Below are 16,024 nucleotides of genomic sequence, written 5' to 3'. Positions count from 1 at the left end.
ACGCGCAACGGTGTACGCCGCAGTCCGACAATCCCTGTTTTTACGAGCCGGCCGGCGGCCTTGCCGGTGGCGTCTCGGCGCATGACGGTCATGGCGAGGTCGGCCAGGCGGGGGACGAGGGCGACGTCGAGCCTGTCGGCGTTATGAGCATCAGCCGCGGGCGTGGGAAGCTTGCCTCGGCGTCGAAGTTCGCCGGCCGGTTGCTTGAAAGACACCGCAGCGTCATGAGATCTATCGGCTGGCGGGCGGACAGGCACGGGTTTCCTTTCACCGACGACGGATGGGTACGGGTAGGCGTGAAGCTGGGCGTGGCGATCCTGACGATGGGCACGCGGCCGAAGGAGCTGGCACAACTGCTGGCCTCGGTGGCGATGCAGACGGCCCCGGCCGCGCGGACCGTGGTGGTCGCCAACGGATGTGAGCTGCCTGAACTGCCGTCCTGGGTGGAAACCGTGCGGCTGCCGGACAACCGCGGGGTCACCGGCGGCCGTAACGCCGCCCTGGAGCACCTGCGCGACATGGATCTGGTGCTGGACCTGGACGACGACGGCCTGCTCGTCGACGACTCCGTGTTCGCGACGATCGCCGCGCTCTTCGAGGCGGACGACAAGCTGGGCATCGTCGGCTTCCGTATCGCGGACGAGACCGGCGCCACCCAGCGGCGTCACGTGCCGCGGCTGCGGGCCGGCGACCCGATGCGCGCCGGAGAGGTGACCGGCTTCCTCGGCGGCGCGCACGTGCTGTCGGCACGGATGCTCGACGAGATCGGTGGCTGGCCGGAGGAGTTCTTCTTCGCGCACGAGGAGACCGACCTGGCCTGGCGGGCGATCGACGCCGGTTGGCGGGTGCGCTACGAGCCGCAACTGCTCCTGCAGCACCCGCGTACCTCCCCGGCCCGGCACGCGCTCTTCTACCGGGTCAACGCCCGCAACCGGGTCTACCTGGCTCGCCGCCACCTGCCCGTGCCCTTGGTGCCGGTCTACCTGGGGGTGTGGGTGGGCCTCACGCTGGCCCGCACGCGCAGTCTGTCCGGGCTGCGGACCTGGTTCCGCGGGTTCGCCGAGGGCTGGCGCACGCCGTGCGGTGGCCGCAGCCCGATGCACTGGCGCACCGTGTTCGCCCTCACCCGGCTCGGCCGGCCCCCCGTGATCTGAGCACCTCACGTGGCACCCGCGCCGGCGTGGTCCCGTTCGCGTAGCCCCTGCGGGATCACCTCAGGCGTGTGCGCGAGCCATCGCGCGTAGCGGTCCACGCCCCTCCGGGGACATGGCCCCCACCGCCACCCGCTCCGAATTCGGGTGCGTACGAGGGCGGGGCTGGTGTCCAATCGGGGGATGGCGATCACGAGGAATACGCCCGCTGTCGACGAACTCGGCCACACCGCCCGGGTGTTGAGCACGTGGCAGCGCGACGACGGGCCCGTGCAGCTGCATCCCGGGGATCTCGGGTGGTTCTGGCGGTTCGGCGCGGAGCGAACCGCGGCGGCCGTGCGGACGTGGAGCCGGGCGGGGGAGGTGCTGGCAGTCGGGCTGCTGGACGGGGCGGAGTTGCTGCGGCTGGCGGTCGCGCCGGGGGCGCTGGGGGACGGGGAGCTGGCGCGGCAGATGGCCGAGGACGTGTCGGTGCCGGAGCACGGTGTGCTGCCCACGGGCGAGGTGTACGTGGCCGCCCCGGCCGGCGCGCTCGTACAGGAGTTGCTGGCGCGGGACGGCTGGGCGGTCGACGAGCCCTGGACGCCGCTGCGCCGCGACCTCGCCGAGCCCGTACCGGATCCCGGGGTGCACGTCGAGGAGGTCGGGCCGGGGCAGGCGGCCGAGCGGGCCGCGGTCCAGCGGTCGGCGTTCGGCCGGCCCACGTTCACCGAGGAACGCTGGCACACGATGGCGGCGGGCCCGTTCTACGCCGACGCGCGCTGCCTGCTCGCCCGCGACGACCGGGGCGAGCCGGTGGCCGCCGTGACGGTGTGGTCGGCGGGCGAGGGCAGGCCGGGGATGATCGAGCCGATGGGCGTCCACGCGGACCACCGCGGGCACGGCTACGGCCGGGCGATCACGGTCGCCGCGGCCCGTACGCTCCAGCAGATGGGCGCCTCCAGCGTCGTCGTGGACACGCCCCGCTCCAACACCGCCGCCGTCGCCACGTACGAGTCGGCCGGACTCCGGCGGCTGCCGGACATGCTGGACCTGCGGCGGGCCGCCTGAGGTGGTCCCGACGGCTGCGGTCAGGGCGTGGCCCGTACCGGGCCGCCCGTCAGCCAGGCCGTCACCTCGCGCAGCTCCGCCGCGTGGGCGCGGGGGTCGTAGCCGTCGTCCGTCGCCGCCAGGTACGCCGCGTCGATCAGCGTGACGAGCCACCGCGCCGCCCGCGCCGGCGGGAACGGCGGGCGGCGGCCCCGGTCGGCCAGGCGGGTCAGGAGGGTGGTCAGGGCCGCCAGGGTCTGGGCCTCGTCGTCGCCCAGCAGGGTGGCGAACTTCTCGTCGCGGCTCGCCTGGAGCAGGGCCGCCGCCATCAGGCCCGGGGTCAGCGGGTCGTCGAGGTCCGCGGCGAGGCGGTCGAAGAGGAGGGCGAAGCCCTCCTCGGGGTCGTCGGCGGCCAGTGCACGGTCGCGGATCTCGGCGGTGCGGGCCAGGTCGTCGGCGAAGAGGGCGTGGAAGAGCGCCTTCTTGGTGGGGAAGTAGTGGAAGAGCGTCCCCGAGCCGATGCCGGCCCGGCGGCAGATGCGTGCCGTCGACGTGCCGTCGACGCCGTTCGCCGCGAACTCCTCGGCCGCCGCGGCCAGAATGCGGGCCCGCTTGCGCGCGTGCTGCTCGGGGTTGACGGTACGCATCACCGCCGAATATACGGTGTGAGGCCGGGGGGTGATCGGCGTAGGGTCGCGCCCATGTCTGCTGTCCGGATGCACGCCGACGAGGCGGAGATAGACGCCGGCCTCGTACGGCGGCTGATCGCCACCCAGTTCCCGCGGTGGGCCGGGCTGCCCGTCCGGCGGGTCCCCTCCGGCGGCACCGTCAACGCCGTCTTCCGGCTCGGCGGCGAGCTGAGCGTACGGCTGCCGCTGACCGCCGGCGGCGCCGAGGACGTCGACCTGGAGTACGGGCACCTTCCCCGGCTCGCCGCCGGCCTCCCGGTGCCCGTGCCCGGGCCCCTTGCCAAGGGCGAGCCCGGCGAGGGCTACCCGTACCCCTGGTCCGTGTGCCGCTGGCTGTCCGGTACGACCCTGCCGCCCGACGCCGGCGTCGCCGCCCCCGGGCCGCTCGCCGGCGAACTCGCCGCCTTCGTGCGCGCCATGCGCGCCGTCGACCCGGCCGGCGCCCCGCTCTCGTACCGCAGCGAGACCCTGGCCGACCGCGACGCCGCCACCCGCGCCGCCCTCGCCCTCCTCCGCCCCGACGACGGCGTGGACGTGCCCGCCGTCACCGCCGCCTGGGAGACCGCCCTGCGCGCGCCGGCGCACCCCGGGCCGCCGGTGTGGCTCCACGGCGACCTCTCCCCCGGGAACGTGCTGGTCACCGGCGACTCCGCGCGCGGCGGCGACGGCCGCGCCAACGGCGCCGGCCACCTCGGCGGCGTCCTCGACTTCGGCTGCATGGGCCTCGGCGAGCCCGCCGTCGACCTGATCGCCGCCTGGAACCTCTTCACCGGCCCGGCGCGCGAAGCCTTCCGCGCCGCCCTGGCGGACGGCGACCGTGAGGACGGTGGTGGCGGCGTCGACGACGCGGCGTGGGCGCGCGGGCGCGGCTGGGCGCTGTCGATCTCGCTGATCCAGCTCCCGTACTACCGGCACACCAACCCGGTCATGGTCGCCAGCTCGAAGTTCGTCATCGACGAGGTGCTGGCGGACGGGTAGCGTTGCGCGTATGACCTGGCGACATTGATTCACGGGCACGGCCTCTCCGGAGCGGCGGCTTGCCGCCTGTCTCTACGCGTACGCCTTCCTGGACGACTTCGTCCTGCTCTACCCGGTGTACGCGCTGCTCTTCGCCGACCACGGGCTGTCGCTGTGGCAGGTCTCCTCGCTGTTCGTCATCTGGTCGCTGTCGTCCGTCCTGCTCGAAGTCCCCTCCGGCGCCTGGGCCGACTCCTTCTCCCGCCGGCTGCCGCTCTGCGCGGGGCCGCTGCTGACCGGCGCCGGGTTCACGCTGTGGGTGCTGGCGCCGTCGTACGGGGCGTTCGCGGCGGGGTTCGTGCTGTGGGGCGCGAAGGGCGCGTTCGCGTCGGGGGCGCTGGAGGCGCTGGTCTACGAGGAACTGGGCCGGGCGGGCGCGGCCGACCAGTACGCGCGCACGATGGGCCGGTCCCGGGCGGCGGGCACGGTGGGCGTGGCGGCGTCGACGGCGGCCGCGGCGCCGGTGTTCGCGGCGGGCGGGTACGCGGCGGTGGGGGCGGCAAGCGCGGCGGCGTGCCTGCTGGGCGCGGCGGTGGCGACGCGGTTTCCCGAGCACGGGGTGGCTGCCGCCGGCGCCGCGACGGTGGGGGCGCGGGTCGGGGAGCCGCCGTCGGGTGGCGGCGTCGTACGGGACGGGGGCGGCGCCGGCGGCGGCCTCGACTCCCTCGGCTGGGTCGGCACTCTCCGCGCCGGCCTCGCCGAGCTGCGCGCCGACCCCTCCGTCCGCGGCGCCCTCCTCCTCGTCCCCGTCGTCTCCGCCGTCTGGGGCTCGCTCGACGAGTACACCCCCTACCTCGTCCGCGACGCCGGCGTCGCCGATCCCGCCGTCCCGCTGTACCTGCTGCTCGTCTGGGCCGGCGCCGCCGCCGGCGGGCTGCTGGCCGGCCGGGTCGAGGAGCGGGGGCGGGGGCGGGCCGGTCGGGCGCCGGCGGGTGTGCTCGCCGCGCTACTCACCGGGTCGGCGGTCGCGCTGGCCGCGGGCGGGCTGCTGGGTACCGGTGCGGGGATCGCGCTGGTGGGTGTCGCCTTCGGCGGGTTCCAGGTGGCGACCGTGCTTGCGGACGCCCGGCTGCAGGAGCGGATCACCGGCCCGGCCCGGGCCACCCTGACCTCGCTGGCCGGCGTCGGTACGGACCTGGGGACGATCGCGGTCTACGGCTCGTACGGCCTGCTCGGCTCGGCGGCCGGACTCGGGCACGGGGCGGCGTTCGCGGTGTGCGCGCTGCCGTATCTGGTCGTCGCCGTCGCCGTGCCGGTGCTGCTGCGCGGCGGTCGGCGACGTAGCGCGCCGTAGAGCTGCCCGCCCGCGGCCCTGGCGATCTCACGCATCCGCTGGTGGTCGCTGGGCAGCGCGGGCGCATCCGGCACGCCGCCGCGGTGCGGCACCTTCGGCGCCGGCCGGCCGGCGGGCTGCACTGCTGCACCGCTGCGGCGCCCCGGCAACGGCCCCGGCCGCGACGCATCCTGCGCGGACAGCAGCTCGGCACATCAGGTCATGGTGGTCGTGGCCGTCGGCGGTTCCGCCTTTCGCGACGCGCGGGTGGGTGCGTCCGGTGGCTGTGTGCCGCCGCGGGTGAGCAGCAGTGCGAGAACCGCGGTCAGGGAGCAGCCGGCCATGCCGGCGAAGAGCGGCACGGCGGTGTCGTCGCCGCCCAGTCCGACGAGCGGTGCGGCGACGCCGCCCAGGGCGCTCTGCAGGGTTCCGAGGACGGCCGAGGCGGTTCCGGCTGCCTGCGGGGCGCGGCCGAGGGCGAGTGCCGTGGCGGTGCCGAAGACCTGGCCGAGCCCGATGAACGCGATCGCTATGAGCCCGAGGCCGAGGGCGCGGCCGAGTTGGCCGGCGAGGGTGATCAGCAGTGCCGTCGTGGTGGCGATCGTCATCGTGGTCAGGCCGATGCGCAGCAGCCATTGCGCGGGGTAGCGGCTGACCAGTCGGGTGTTGGCCGTGCTGGAGAGGGTGGCGATCAGGGCGCCGAGCGAGAAGGCCGGGGCGCGTGGTGTGCGGGATGCCGAGGCGGTCCATGCCGCGTCGTAGCAGCTGCATCATGATTCCGGGCAGTCCCGGTGCATGGGTGGAGTCGGGCCAGACGAAGCGTCCTTCGTGGTCGTCGTGGGTGCCGTGGGCGCCGTGCTCGTGGAAGCAGATGTTGGCGATGGCGGTCTCGGTGATGCGGCCGGTGCGGTCGGTCAGCAGGGCGTCGTCGTAGCCCTCCTGCCGTGCTCGACGGCCGTGGTGGATGATGCCCATGGTGCCGGCGTGCTTGTGCCGCGACAGCAGCCGCTCGTACTCCACGGTCCGCAGCCGCTGAGGCGTCGTGTCCGGCTCGGCCGGTGCTCGGGCGGTTGTCAGGATCTCCGGCTCGGCGGGGTCGCCGTTGACCAGGGCCCCGATGTCCCGGGTGAAGACCGCGATGCGCAGCGTCGCGTCACCGTTGGTGTGCCGCAGGATGCCGCGCGCGTAGTCCAGCACCCGGGCGGTGTCGAGCGGCAGCCCGAAGAGCTCGCGGGTGCTCCGGTCCAGCCGGTCCAGGTGCAGGTCGAGGCCGCGCAGCGCGTAGTCGCGGACCTGACCGTAGGTGAAGTGCCCATAGTTGACCAGGGCCGGGATCTCAAGATCCTCGACGGTCGCCGGTCTCCCGTTGACCTCGGTGTGCTGCCGCATCCGTGCACTCGCTTCCTGAGCCTGCCGGGGCAGGTGAGAACAACGGTACGACCCGTGAGACCCCGGCCGGCGCTCGGGATCGTACGAATCCCGAGCGCACACCCGCACCCGAATCCTGCAGCGGCCGCCGCGCCGGTCCCCCGGCGCCGCTACCCGCCGCCCCCCGCCGCCGGCGCGTGGCCGGGCACCGAGGTCAGGCCGGCGTGCAGCACCTCCGGGTCCGCCGGGCTGACGGCGAGCGAGCCGATGCCGTGGTGGTTCGAGTGCCGGATCGTCAGCTCGCCGCTGTCTGCGTCGTGGCGGTAGAGGTTGGTGCCGGTCCACTGGTCGCCGTACTCGAAGTAGGCGACGTCCGGGTCGGTCGGGTCCGGGCGGATCCAGCCGCCGTTGTAGATCACCACGTCCCGCCCGTCCTGGAACTGGTCGACCACGGGCCGGAAGGTGCGCCCGCCGTCGGTGGAGCGGTAGAGGTGCCGGCCGCTCTCGCCCGCCTCCAGCTCGGTGACGTTCAGCGCCTTCGCGTAGACCACGCGCGGGTCGGCGGGCGAGATCGCCAGGGAGAAGCCGTTGACGTCGTCGCCCGCGGCGCCCAGCCGGGCGCGTCGCCAGGTGTGGCCGCCGTCGTCGCTGGTGAAGCCCCCGGCGTCGCTCACGCCGACGACGATGCGGTCGAAGTCCTTCGCGGAGATCTTCGCGTCGTAGAACATCGTGTGCGGGCCGACCTCGGCCAGCGGGACGGGGGTGCCGACGGCGCGGAAGGTGCGCCCGCCGTTCCGGGACTCCAGCACCCGGCCCTCGTCGGTGACGGCCCGCAGGTGGTCGGGGCGGCGCGGGTGTGCGGTGAGGCCGTAGAGCCCGCCGAGCGCCTCCGCGTCGAAGGCCGGCAGCGGGACGACCTTGCCGCCGTGGACCCGGTAGACCCGGTCGCCGCGCAGTTCCCACACGTAGGCGCTGCCGTCGCGCGCCGGCGAGACGAACCAGTGGCCGTTTCCGAGCGAGGCGATGGTGCGCCAGTGGCAGCCGGAGTCGGTCGACCGGGTCACCCGGCCGTTGATGTCGGTGGCCAGCAGCCGGTTCGGGGTGGCGAGGGGCTCCAGGCCCGTCACCAGCTGGTAGTACGGCGGGCGTTCGGCGGTGGTGGTCGGGGCGAAGGTGGCGCCGCCGTCCCGGGTGTGGGAGAGCGAGCCGTCGCTGACGACCCGTTCGCACGTCGGTGCGTCCCAGTGGTTGCCGTGCTGGGCGGCGTGTGCCGGAGCGGCGGCCGTGAACAGGCTTGCGGCGAGCGCTGTGCCGGCCGCCACGGTGGTCATCGCGCGGTGATGAGGTCTCACCGGATCTCCTCCTGAGGACGTTGTCCTCACCAGGAAGTACCGTGATCGTCTGGATGTCCACGTCCTTCGGCTGGCGAACGGACGCCATGGCATCCATGCGTCGCTCGCTCTGCCCCCATCAGGCAGGACATGTCCGATACGTGCCCGAGGGGGGCTGTTCCGTATGTTCGAACCGTTCGGCGTTCTCGCCTCCGACGAGGCCCTGTACCGCCTGCTGCTCCGGCATCCGCCCCTCGACACCGCGCAGTTGGCCGCGGTGGCCGGACGCCCGGCGGCCGAGATCGCCCCGGCCGTCGACCGGCTCGCGGATCTCGGCCTGGCGACGCTGCTGCCCGGCGCCCCGGTCCGGCTGGTCGCGACGCGGCCGGACGCGGCCGTCGACCAGCTCACGGCCCGCTGGCAGGACCAGGTCTCCGGGGCCCGGACCGCGGCCGCCGCCCTGCTCGCCGAGCTTCCGGTGGACCGCCGGCACCGCCCCGAGGACCAGGTGGAGATCCTCTTCGGCCGTGGTTCGGTCGCGGCGCGCTTCGACCGGCTGGAGCGGTCGGTGGAGCGCGAGTTGCTGGTCCTGGACCGGCCGCCCTACGCCCAGGAGCCTGCCGCGTCCAACCGGGCGGAGCTGGAGATACTGGCGCGCGGCGCGCGGGTGCGCGGGCTGTACGCGCCGGAGGCGCTGGAGGTGCCGGGCGCGTTCGACGTCTTCGAGGAGGTCGTCGCGGCCGGCGAGCAGGCCCGTGTCCACACCGACGTGCCGCTCAAGCTGGCCGTCGCCGACGCCTCGACGGCCATCCTGCCCTTCAGCCGCGAGGCGCACGAGATGGTCGACAGTGCCTTCGTCATCCACGAGGGGGTTCTGCTGGACGCGCTGGTCCGGCTCTTCGAGCTGCTGTGGGCCACGGCCGTACCCGTACCCGTGCCCGGCCCGTGGCCCCCCGGCGCCGGCGGCGCGGCGGGCGAGCCCGCCGCCGCCGACGAGTCCGACCGGCAGCTGGTCAGCCTGCTCGCCGCCGGGCTGAAGGACGAGGCGGTGGCGCGACGCCTGGGCGTGAGCGTCCGCACCCTCAACCGCCGGGTCAGCGCCCTGATGCAGCGCCTCGGCGCCCGTACCCGCTTCCAGGCGGGCCTGCAGGTCGCGCGCGACGGCGACGGCGCCGTCGAGTCCTGAGGTGGCGTAGCGTCGCGATCGAACCGGGGCCGGCGGGCGGGGCCCGCTGGGGCCGCTAGACGCCGTTCGCCGACGCCGTGTCCGGCAGCGCCTGCGCCAGCACCTCGCGGTGCGTCGGCCTGGCGTCCTCGTACAGCCGGCGGCCCTTCTCGGTCAGCAGGACGAAGATGCCCCGCCGGTCCATGTCGCACATCGCCCGCTGTACGAGCCCCGCCCGCTCCAGCCGTGCCGTCAGCCGCGACGTCGCGCTCTGGCTCAGGTGCGCCGCGTCGGCCAGCTCCGCCGCGCGGCACTTGTCGTGGTCGCAGGTCGCCAGGCCCTCCAGGGCCTCGAACTCGCTGACGCCGATCCCGTGCCGGCTCTGCAACTCGCGCTCCAGCGCGCCCCACACCGCCGCGTGACAGGCCATGAGGCCCTGCCAGCGGTCAACCAGGGCGCGCTCGGCGCCGATGTCGCTCACGCTCACGTAGGCCAAAGTAACATGTGCGTGAACTTAATGCCACCTCATTAATTGCGTTGGCATTAGATGTCTGTGCATGTAGTGTGGTCGTCCATGAGCTCTTCCGCACCACATCTGTCCACGAACTCGACCAAGTGGGACGCCCGCCTCTGGGGCATCCTGCTGACCGTTTCCCTCGTGGTCGGCCTCGACGCTCTCGACGTGTCGATGGTGGGGGTCGCCCTTCCCTCCATCCAGGCCGACCTCGGGCTGTCCACCAGCACCCTGCAATGGGTCGTCAGCGGCTACGTCCTCACCTACGGCGGCCTGCTCCTCCTCGGCGGCCGCACCGCCGACCTCCTCGGCCGGCGGCGGGTGTTCCTCGTCGCCGTCGCGGTGTTCGCCGTCACCTCGCTGCTCGGCGGGCTGGTCGACGACGGCGGGCTGCTGATCGCGACCCGGCTGCTGAAGGGCGTCTCCGCCGCGTTCACCGCGCCCGCGGCGCTCTCCATCATCACCACCACCTTCCACGAGGGCCCCGCCCGCAACAAGGCGCTCGGGATCTTCGCCGTCTTCGGCGCCAGCGGCTACAGCGCCGGGCTCGTCTTCTCCGGCCTGCTCACCGAGGTCGGCTGGCGCTGGACGTTCTTCCTGCCGTTCCCCGTCGCGGTCATCGCGCTGATCGCCGCCTTCCGCGTGCTGCCGAAGGAGGGGCCGCAGGAGCGCAGCGGCGGCTACGACCTCCCCGGCGCGGTGACCGGCGTCGGCGCCATGCTGCTGCTCGTCTACACCGTCGTCGAGGCGCCGGAGGTGGGCTGGGGCGCGGCCCGTACGCTGCTGCAGTTCGTGGCCGCCGCGGCGCTGCTGGCCGCGTTCATCGTCATCGAGCAGCGCAGCAAGCACCCGCTGATCCGCCTGGGCATCCTGCGCTCCGGCCCGCTGGCCCGCGCCAACCTCGGCAGCGCCGTGTTCTTCGGCGGATACCTGGGCTTCCAGTTCCTGGTGATGCAGTACCTGCAGTCGGTGCTGGGCTGGTCGGCGCTGGAGACGGCGCTCGGCTTCCTGCCGGCGGCGCTGATCGTCGCGTTCGGCTCGCCGCGGATGGTCCCGCTGATCATGCGGTTCGGCACCGGGCGCACCATCGCGGGCGGGGTGCTGGCGCACCTCCTGGCGTACGTGCTGTTCCTCGCCATCGACCGGGACGCGCCGTACGCGGTCGGCACCCTGCCGAGCATGGTGCTGCTGGGCATCGGCTTCACGCTGGCGTTCGCGTCCTTCAACATCCAGGCCACCGCGGGCATCGAGGACCACGAGCAGGGGCTCGCGGGCGGGCTGCTGAACACCTCGCTGCAGGTGGGCGGGGCGATCGGGCTGGCGATCGTGACGGCGGTGCTGACCGCGAACGCGGAGGGCGCGACCGGCCCGCAGGCGCTGCTGAACGGCTTCGACCCGGCGCTGTACGTGGTCGCGGCCATGGCGCTGATCGGCCTCGTCATCGCGGTGACGGGCATCCGCGGGCCGCGCCACGCGGAGGAGCAGAAGCCGGCGGAGGACCGCGAGTACGTCACCGCGGCCGACTGACCGCCGACTGACCGCCGGCCGACCGCCGGCTGAACCACGGGGAATCGGGGGCGAGCGGACCCGGGCCGACGAGGCCCGGGTCCGCTGTCTGCTTCCCGCCCCGTCCGGCTACTTCTCCCCCCCTCCGGCTACGTCTCCTCCCCGTCCGGATCTACCCCCAGGCTGTGGAGAAACACAGCCGCCGCCGGGGACGGCCGGGTGCGCGGCCAGACCAGCCGCTCCTCGCGCGACGGGCCGTTCGCCACGCGGACCGTGGCCAGCCCCGTGAGACGGGGCGCGAACGTGCTCGGGAGCAGCGCCACGCCCAGCCCCGCGCGGACCAGGTCCGCCAGGAAGTCCATCGACGACACCTCGAAGCCCACCGTCCGCCGCAGCCCCGCCGCCGTGAACGCCTCCTCCGACTGCGCCCGCGCCGCCGAACCCGCCGCGAAGTCGACGAACGTCTCCTCCGCCAGCCGCGCCAGATCCGTCTCCCCCGCGCCCGCCAGCGGATGGTCCGGCGGCACGACAGCGAGGTGCCGGTCCCGTACGAGGACGCGCTCGCGGACCTTCTCCGCGCGGAAGCCCGCCGGCACCCCCAGCAGCGCCAGGTCGTACGTGCCCTCCGCGACCGCCCGCACCAGGTGCTCGCTCGCCCCCACCGCCAGGCTGATCTGCACCTGCGGGTACGTGTCGTGGAACTCCCGCAGCGCCGCGGGCAGATCCACCGCCGCCACCGTCGGGATCGAACCGATGGCCAGCCGCCCCCGCACCTCCCCCGTCGCCGCCGCGACCTCCGCGCGGGCCCGCTCCGCCGCCGCGAGCGTCGCGCGGGCGGCGGGCAGGAACGCCTCGCCGGCGCGGGTGGGCCGCACCCTCCGGCTCGTACGGTCGAACAGCCGGGCGCCCAGCTCCCGTTCCAGCTTGCCGATCTGGTGGCTCAGCGCCGACTGGACGACGTGGCAGCGCTCGGCGGCGCGGGTGAACCCGCCGGTGTCCGCGACGGCGACGACGTAGCGCAGTTGCTGCAGCTCCATACGATCCATCGTGATACGAGATGGATCAGATGACAACCATGTGTTGGACTCATCGATGCCCCCGGGCCGACCCTGGGCTCATGACAACGGACTCGATATCCCAGCGAGCGCAACCCGCCACCCTCGGGCGCGGGCTGCTGCTGCTCATGGCGACCGCCACCGGCCTGTCCGTGGCGGGCAACTACTTCGCCCAGCCCCTCCTCGACCTCATCGGCCGCGACCTGCACGTCGGCAGCACCCTGGCCGCGCTCGTCGTCACCGCCGCGCAGGCCGGGTACGCGCTGGGCCTGATCCTCCTCGTCCCCCTCGGCGACGTGACCGACCGGCGGCGGCTGTCGGTGGCGCTGTTCGTCGCCACCGCCGCCTTCCTCGCGCTCACCGCCGCCGCGCCCAACGGCCCGGTGCTGCTCGCCGGTACGGTGCTCACCGCGCTGGCGTCCGTCGGCGCGCAGGTCGTCGTGCCGTACGCGGCCGGGCTCGCGGCGCCGGAGGAGCGCGGGCGGGTCGTGGGCGTCGTGATGTCCGGCATCCTGCTCGGCGGGCTGCTGGCCCGTACCGCCTCGGGGGCGCTGTCCGAACTCGGCGGCTGGCGCACGATCTACTGGGTCAACGCCCTGCTGATGGCCGGCATGGCCGTGCTCCTCCACCGCCACCTGCCGCGCCTGCCGGCGGCGTCGCCGGGTGCGGGGATGTCGTACCCCGCGCTGCTGCGCTCCACGGTCGCGCTGCTGCGCGAGGAGCCGGTGCTGCGGCGGCGGTCCGCGATCGGGGCGCTGTCGCTGGCCTCGTACAGCGTGCAGCTGACGGCGCTGACGTTCCTGCTGGCCCGGCCGCCGTACGGCTGGTCGGAGTCGGCGATCGGGCTGTTCGGGCTCGTCGGGGCGCTGGGCGTGCTGACGATGACGTTCGCGGGGCGGCTGAACGACCGCGGTCATGTGCAGGCGGTGACGGGCGCGGGCGTGCTGCTGCTGACGGTCTCGTGGGTGGTGCTGGGCGTGGCGGGCGAGTCGCTGCCGTGGCTCGTCGCCGGGATCGTCGGCCTGAACGTCGCGCAGCAGGCGGTGCTCAACAGCAACCAGGCGGTCGTGTACGCCATCCGCCCCGACGCCCGCAACCGCATCAACTCCGCCTTCATGACCAGCTTCTTCGCCGGCGGGGCGGTCGGCTCCGCGCTGACGTCGGTGGTCTGGGCGCGGGGCGGGTGGCCGGCGGTGTCGGCGCTGGGCGCGGTGCTGGCGGCGGGGACGGTGGTGCTGTGGGCGGCGGAGCGGGTGGCGGCGGCGCGGGGTGCCCGGGACGCCGGGCAGGGGGCGGTCGCGGGCGCCGGGGAGGGGGCGGCGCGGGGCCGTGCGCCGGACGGCGCCGCCACGACCGCCGGCCGCCCCGCACGGCAGAGGAGCGCCGCCTGATGCGTATCACCGCCTTCGGCGGCACCGGCCAGACCGGGGCCGCGTCGTCGCGGGGCCCGGGCCCGCGGGGCGTACTGAGAAGATCGTGACACGACGCCCGATCCACCAGGCAGGAGCGCCGACATGAGATTCGACGACCACCGCGTGGTCATCACGGCCGCTGGCCGTGACTTCGGCCGCACCCTGGCGATCCGCCTCGCAGACCTCGGCGCAGAGGTCTTCCTCTCCGCCCGGAACCTCGCCGCCGCCGAGCGGGTCCGCGACGAGATCCGCGACCGCGGGCACCGGCAGGCGCACGCCTTCGCCTGCGACCTGACGGTCCCCGCGTCGATCCGGGAGTTCGCGGCGGACGTCGGGCGGCACACCGGCCATGTCGACGTCCTGATCAACAACGGTTCCCGCTACCTGCACGGCCCGGACCTGCTGTCCGCCTCCGACGCCGACGTCGTCGACACCGTCGCCTCCGGCGCCACCGGGACCGTACTGACCGTGAAGAACTTCCTGCCCCTCCTGCTCAACTCGGAGAAGCCGGACGTGGTGAACATGGTCTCCGCCTGCGGCACGGCAGGGCACCACCGCTCGGACGCGCACGACGCCTTCTACGCGGCCAAGAGCGCCCAGGCGGGGTTCGCCGAGATCCTCTCCAAGCGCCTGCGGCCCCGGGGAGTCCGGGTGATCTCCCTCTACCCGCCCGACTTCGACAACCCCGACCCGCTCTCGGAGGAATGGGAGACCACACCGCGCGGGGCGGAGGACGCCCTCACGGCGAAGTCGCTCGTGGAGTGCGTCCTCTTCGCGGTCTCCCAGCCCCGGGACTGCTTCATCAAGGCGTTCCACTTCGAACAGGTGTGACGGGGCCTACGCGCCCGGGTTCTGCAGCGGCGCCAGCGCCGCCGCGATGTGCGCCTCCGCCGCCGCGCGGTCGACGCCGAGCCCGGACAGCACGCCGTCGCCGTTCTCCTGCTCCAGCAGCGCCAGCAGGATGTGCTCCGTACCGACGTAGTTGTGCCCCAGCCGCAGCGCCTCGCGGAAGGTCAGCTCCAGCACCTTCTTCCCCTCCGCGTTGTACGGGACCAGCTCCGGGACCGTGCCCTCCGCCGGCCGCGGCAGCGCCGCCGTGGCCTCCTGCCGCACGGTGTCCAGCAGGATGTCCTGCGCCTTGATCGCCGCCGCGCCGACGGCGTCCGGCTCGGTGAGCAGCCCGAGGACGAGGTGGGTCGGGCCGATCTCGGTGTTGCGGGCGGCGCGCGCCTCGTTCTGGGACGCCATCACGACGTTCTTGGCGCGGGGCGTGAAGCGGGCGAAGCCCTCGTTCGGGTCGAGGGTGAGGCCCCCTTCCGCGCCCTTGGTCACGAACCGCTTCTGCGCCGCCTGCCGGGTGACGCCCATGCTCTTGCCGATGTCCGTCCAGGAGGCGCCGGAGCGCCGCGCCTGGTCGACGAAGTGGCCGATGAGGTGGTCGGCCACCTCGCCGAGGTGGTCCGCGGCGACGACGGCGTCGGTGAGCTGGTCGAGAACGTCGGTGTGGACCTTCTTGATGGCCTCGATCAGGTCGTCGAGGCGTACGGGGTTGGTCGTGCGTTCAGGTTCCGTCATGGTGACAACCCTAGGTTGACACTTCGGCCGACGTCAACCTTCGGTTGACACTGTGCGGAAGTGGGTGGTCATCCGGTGGTCCCCGTCAAGGACGTGGAAGGCCACGGCCGGCGGCTGGTCGAGGTGGACATGGTCGTCCGCGTGCGCGCGGTGCTCCCAGGGCAGCCGGGTGGTGTTGACGACCCCGGGGGCGACGAGCAGCGGGCGGCCGGCGAAGGTGGTGGCCGCGGCGGTGTGCGCGTGGCCGGCGAGGAAGGCGGTCAGCCGGGGGTGGCGGCCGGCCAGCTCCGCGAGGCGCTGCTCGTCGAACTGGCGGATGCCGTCCACGTACGGGATGTGCAACTCGATCGGCGGGTGGTGGAACGCGACGAGGAGGGCGTCGCCCTCCGGCGCCCGCCGCAACTCCTCGTCCAGCCACGCCAGCGTCCCGTCCCCGAGCCACCCCTCCGGCTTCCCCGGCACCGACGAGTCGCACGCGACCACCGTGAACCCCGCTCCCCGGTGCACCTGGTCGACCGGCGCCCCGGAACCCGGCTCCCCGAGCAGCCCGCGCCGGAACGCGGCCCGGTCGTCGTGGTTCCCGGGGCAGACCAGCACCGGATGCCGCGACGCGAGCAGGCCGCGGGCGGTCGCGTACTCCTCCGGCGTGCCGTGGTCGGCGATGTCACCGGTGGCGAGGACGAGATCCAGGTCGTACGGCAGCTCCTCCAGGTACTCGGCCACCGCCCGGGCCCGGCGGACGCTGCGCTCGTCGTCGATGTGCATGTCACTGATATGCGCGATCACGGCCACGATGTGCTCCCTCCCCGGCACGCCGACGCCGACGCCCCGTGCCGCCGACGCTACGTCCCGCCCCGGCCGCCGGAGAACGGCCACTTCGGAGCCGGTGGCCCGGCGGCGGTGAACGGCCACCTGCGTGGCTTCCCCTTGGTCCGGGAC

The 16,024-nt window shown here is 74.1% G+C and carries 15 protein-coding genes and 1 pseudogene; 8 read left to right on the top strand and 8 right to left on the bottom strand.

What is annotated here, in order from left to right; translation table 11 throughout:
* The first annotated feature begins 323 nt into the window (after positions 1-323).
* Positions 324-1,154, top strand: a complete 831-nt coding sequence (locus tag T328_RS22955; RefSeq protein WP_496498068.1) for a glycosyltransferase family 2 protein — start codon at positions 324-326, stop codon at positions 1,152-1,154.
* A 180-nt stretch (positions 1,155-1,334) separates the two neighbouring features.
* Positions 1,335-2,201, top strand: coding sequence for a GNAT family N-acetyltransferase (locus T328_RS22950; protein WP_496498011.1), 867 nt, complete (start codon positions 1,335-1,337; stop codon positions 2,199-2,201).
* A gap of 20 nt (positions 2,202-2,221) precedes the next feature.
* Here T328_RS22950 and T328_RS22945 read toward each other — a convergent pair whose 3' ends face one another.
* Positions 2,222-2,827, bottom strand: coding sequence for a TetR/AcrR family transcriptional regulator (locus tag T328_RS22945; protein WP_496498010.1), 606 nt, complete (start codon positions 2,825-2,827; stop codon positions 2,222-2,224).
* A 69-nt stretch (positions 2,828-2,896) separates the two neighbouring features.
* Here T328_RS22945 and T328_RS22940 point away from each other — a divergent pair, with 69 nt between their 5' ends.
* Complete coding sequence (locus T328_RS22940; RefSeq protein ID WP_496498067.1) at positions 2,897-3,847, top strand: aminoglycoside phosphotransferase family protein; 951 nt, start codon at positions 2,897-2,899, stop codon at positions 3,845-3,847.
* Positions 3,848-3,962: 115 nt separating this feature from the next.
* Complete coding sequence (locus tag T328_RS22935; RefSeq protein ID WP_496498009.1) at positions 3,963-5,180, top strand: MFS transporter; 1,218 nt, start codon at positions 3,963-3,965, stop codon at positions 5,178-5,180.
* 194 nt (positions 5,181-5,374) lie between these two features.
* On the opposite strand, the gene T328_RS22930 is transcribed toward T328_RS22935, so the two are convergent.
* The 3 genes and pseudogenes from T328_RS22930 to T328_RS22920 form a co-directional block, all read right to left on the bottom strand.
* Positions 5,375-5,767, bottom strand: a complete 393-nt coding sequence (locus tag T328_RS22930) for a hypothetical protein (RefSeq protein WP_496498079.1) — start codon at positions 5,765-5,767, stop codon at positions 5,375-5,377.
* Positions 5,768-5,885: 118 nt separating this feature from the next.
* Positions 5,886-6,548, bottom strand: a pseudogene (locus T328_RS22925) (aminotransferase class IV); the annotation flags it as partial.
* A 149-nt stretch (positions 6,549-6,697) separates the two neighbouring features.
* Positions 6,698-7,879 (bottom strand): sialidase family protein, encoded by a 1,182-nt coding sequence (locus T328_RS22920; RefSeq protein WP_496498008.1) that lies wholly within the window; start codon positions 7,877-7,879, stop codon positions 6,698-6,700.
* A 163-nt stretch (positions 7,880-8,042) separates the two neighbouring features.
* Between T328_RS22920 and T328_RS22915 the strand changes: the two genes are divergently transcribed.
* Positions 8,043-9,044: a helix-turn-helix domain-containing protein gene (locus tag T328_RS22915; protein WP_496498007.1), complete on the top strand. Its 1,002-nt coding sequence runs from the start codon at positions 8,043-8,045 to the stop codon at positions 9,042-9,044.
* A 55-nt stretch (positions 9,045-9,099) separates the two neighbouring features.
* Here the strand turns inward: T328_RS22915 and T328_RS22910 are convergent, their stop codons facing one another.
* Positions 9,100-9,504, bottom strand: coding sequence for a MarR family winged helix-turn-helix transcriptional regulator (locus T328_RS22910; protein ID WP_496498066.1), 405 nt, complete (start codon positions 9,502-9,504; stop codon positions 9,100-9,102).
* A 93-nt stretch (positions 9,505-9,597) separates the two neighbouring features.
* Between T328_RS22910 and T328_RS22905 the strand changes: the two genes are divergently transcribed.
* A complete protein-coding gene (locus T328_RS22905) occupies positions 9,598-11,064 on the top strand; it encodes an MFS transporter (RefSeq protein ID WP_496498006.1) in 1,467 nt (488 codons plus the stop codon).
* Between the two features lie 128 nt (positions 11,065-11,192).
* Here the strand turns inward: T328_RS22905 and T328_RS22900 are convergent, their stop codons facing one another.
* Positions 11,193-12,080: a LysR family transcriptional regulator gene (locus T328_RS22900; RefSeq protein ID WP_496498005.1), complete on the bottom strand. Its 888-nt coding sequence runs from the start codon at positions 12,078-12,080 to the stop codon at positions 11,193-11,195.
* 80 nt (positions 12,081-12,160) lie between these two features.
* Between T328_RS22900 and T328_RS22895 the strand changes: the two genes are divergently transcribed.
* Together T328_RS22895 and T328_RS22890 are read left to right on the top strand one after the other, a co-directional pair.
* A complete protein-coding gene (locus T328_RS22895) occupies positions 12,161-13,489 on the top strand; it encodes an MFS transporter (protein WP_496498004.1) in 1,329 nt (442 codons plus the stop codon).
* A gap of 123 nt (positions 13,490-13,612) precedes the next feature.
* The gene (locus tag T328_RS22890) at positions 13,613-14,341 is read left to right on the top strand and encodes an SDR family oxidoreductase (protein ID WP_496498003.1); all 729 of its coding nucleotides are present in this window, start codon (positions 13,613-13,615) and stop codon (positions 14,339-14,341) included.
* A 6-nt stretch (positions 14,342-14,347) separates the two neighbouring features.
* Here T328_RS22890 and T328_RS22885 read toward each other — a convergent pair whose 3' ends face one another.
* Positions 14,348-15,085 (bottom strand): Clp protease N-terminal domain-containing protein, encoded by a 738-nt coding sequence (locus T328_RS22885; RefSeq protein ID WP_496498002.1) that lies wholly within the window; start codon positions 15,083-15,085, stop codon positions 14,348-14,350.
* A gap of 33 nt (positions 15,086-15,118) precedes the next feature.
* A complete protein-coding gene (locus T328_RS22880; protein WP_496498001.1) occupies positions 15,119-15,877 on the bottom strand; it encodes a metallophosphoesterase in 759 nt (252 codons plus the stop codon).
* Positions 15,878-16,024: the final 147 nt, after the last annotated feature.

This window comes from Streptomyces sp. CNX435 (assembly GCF_059570575.1).
Note: the sequence above shows the minus strand (reverse complement) of the source record. Positions and strands in the feature narration are given on the sequence as shown.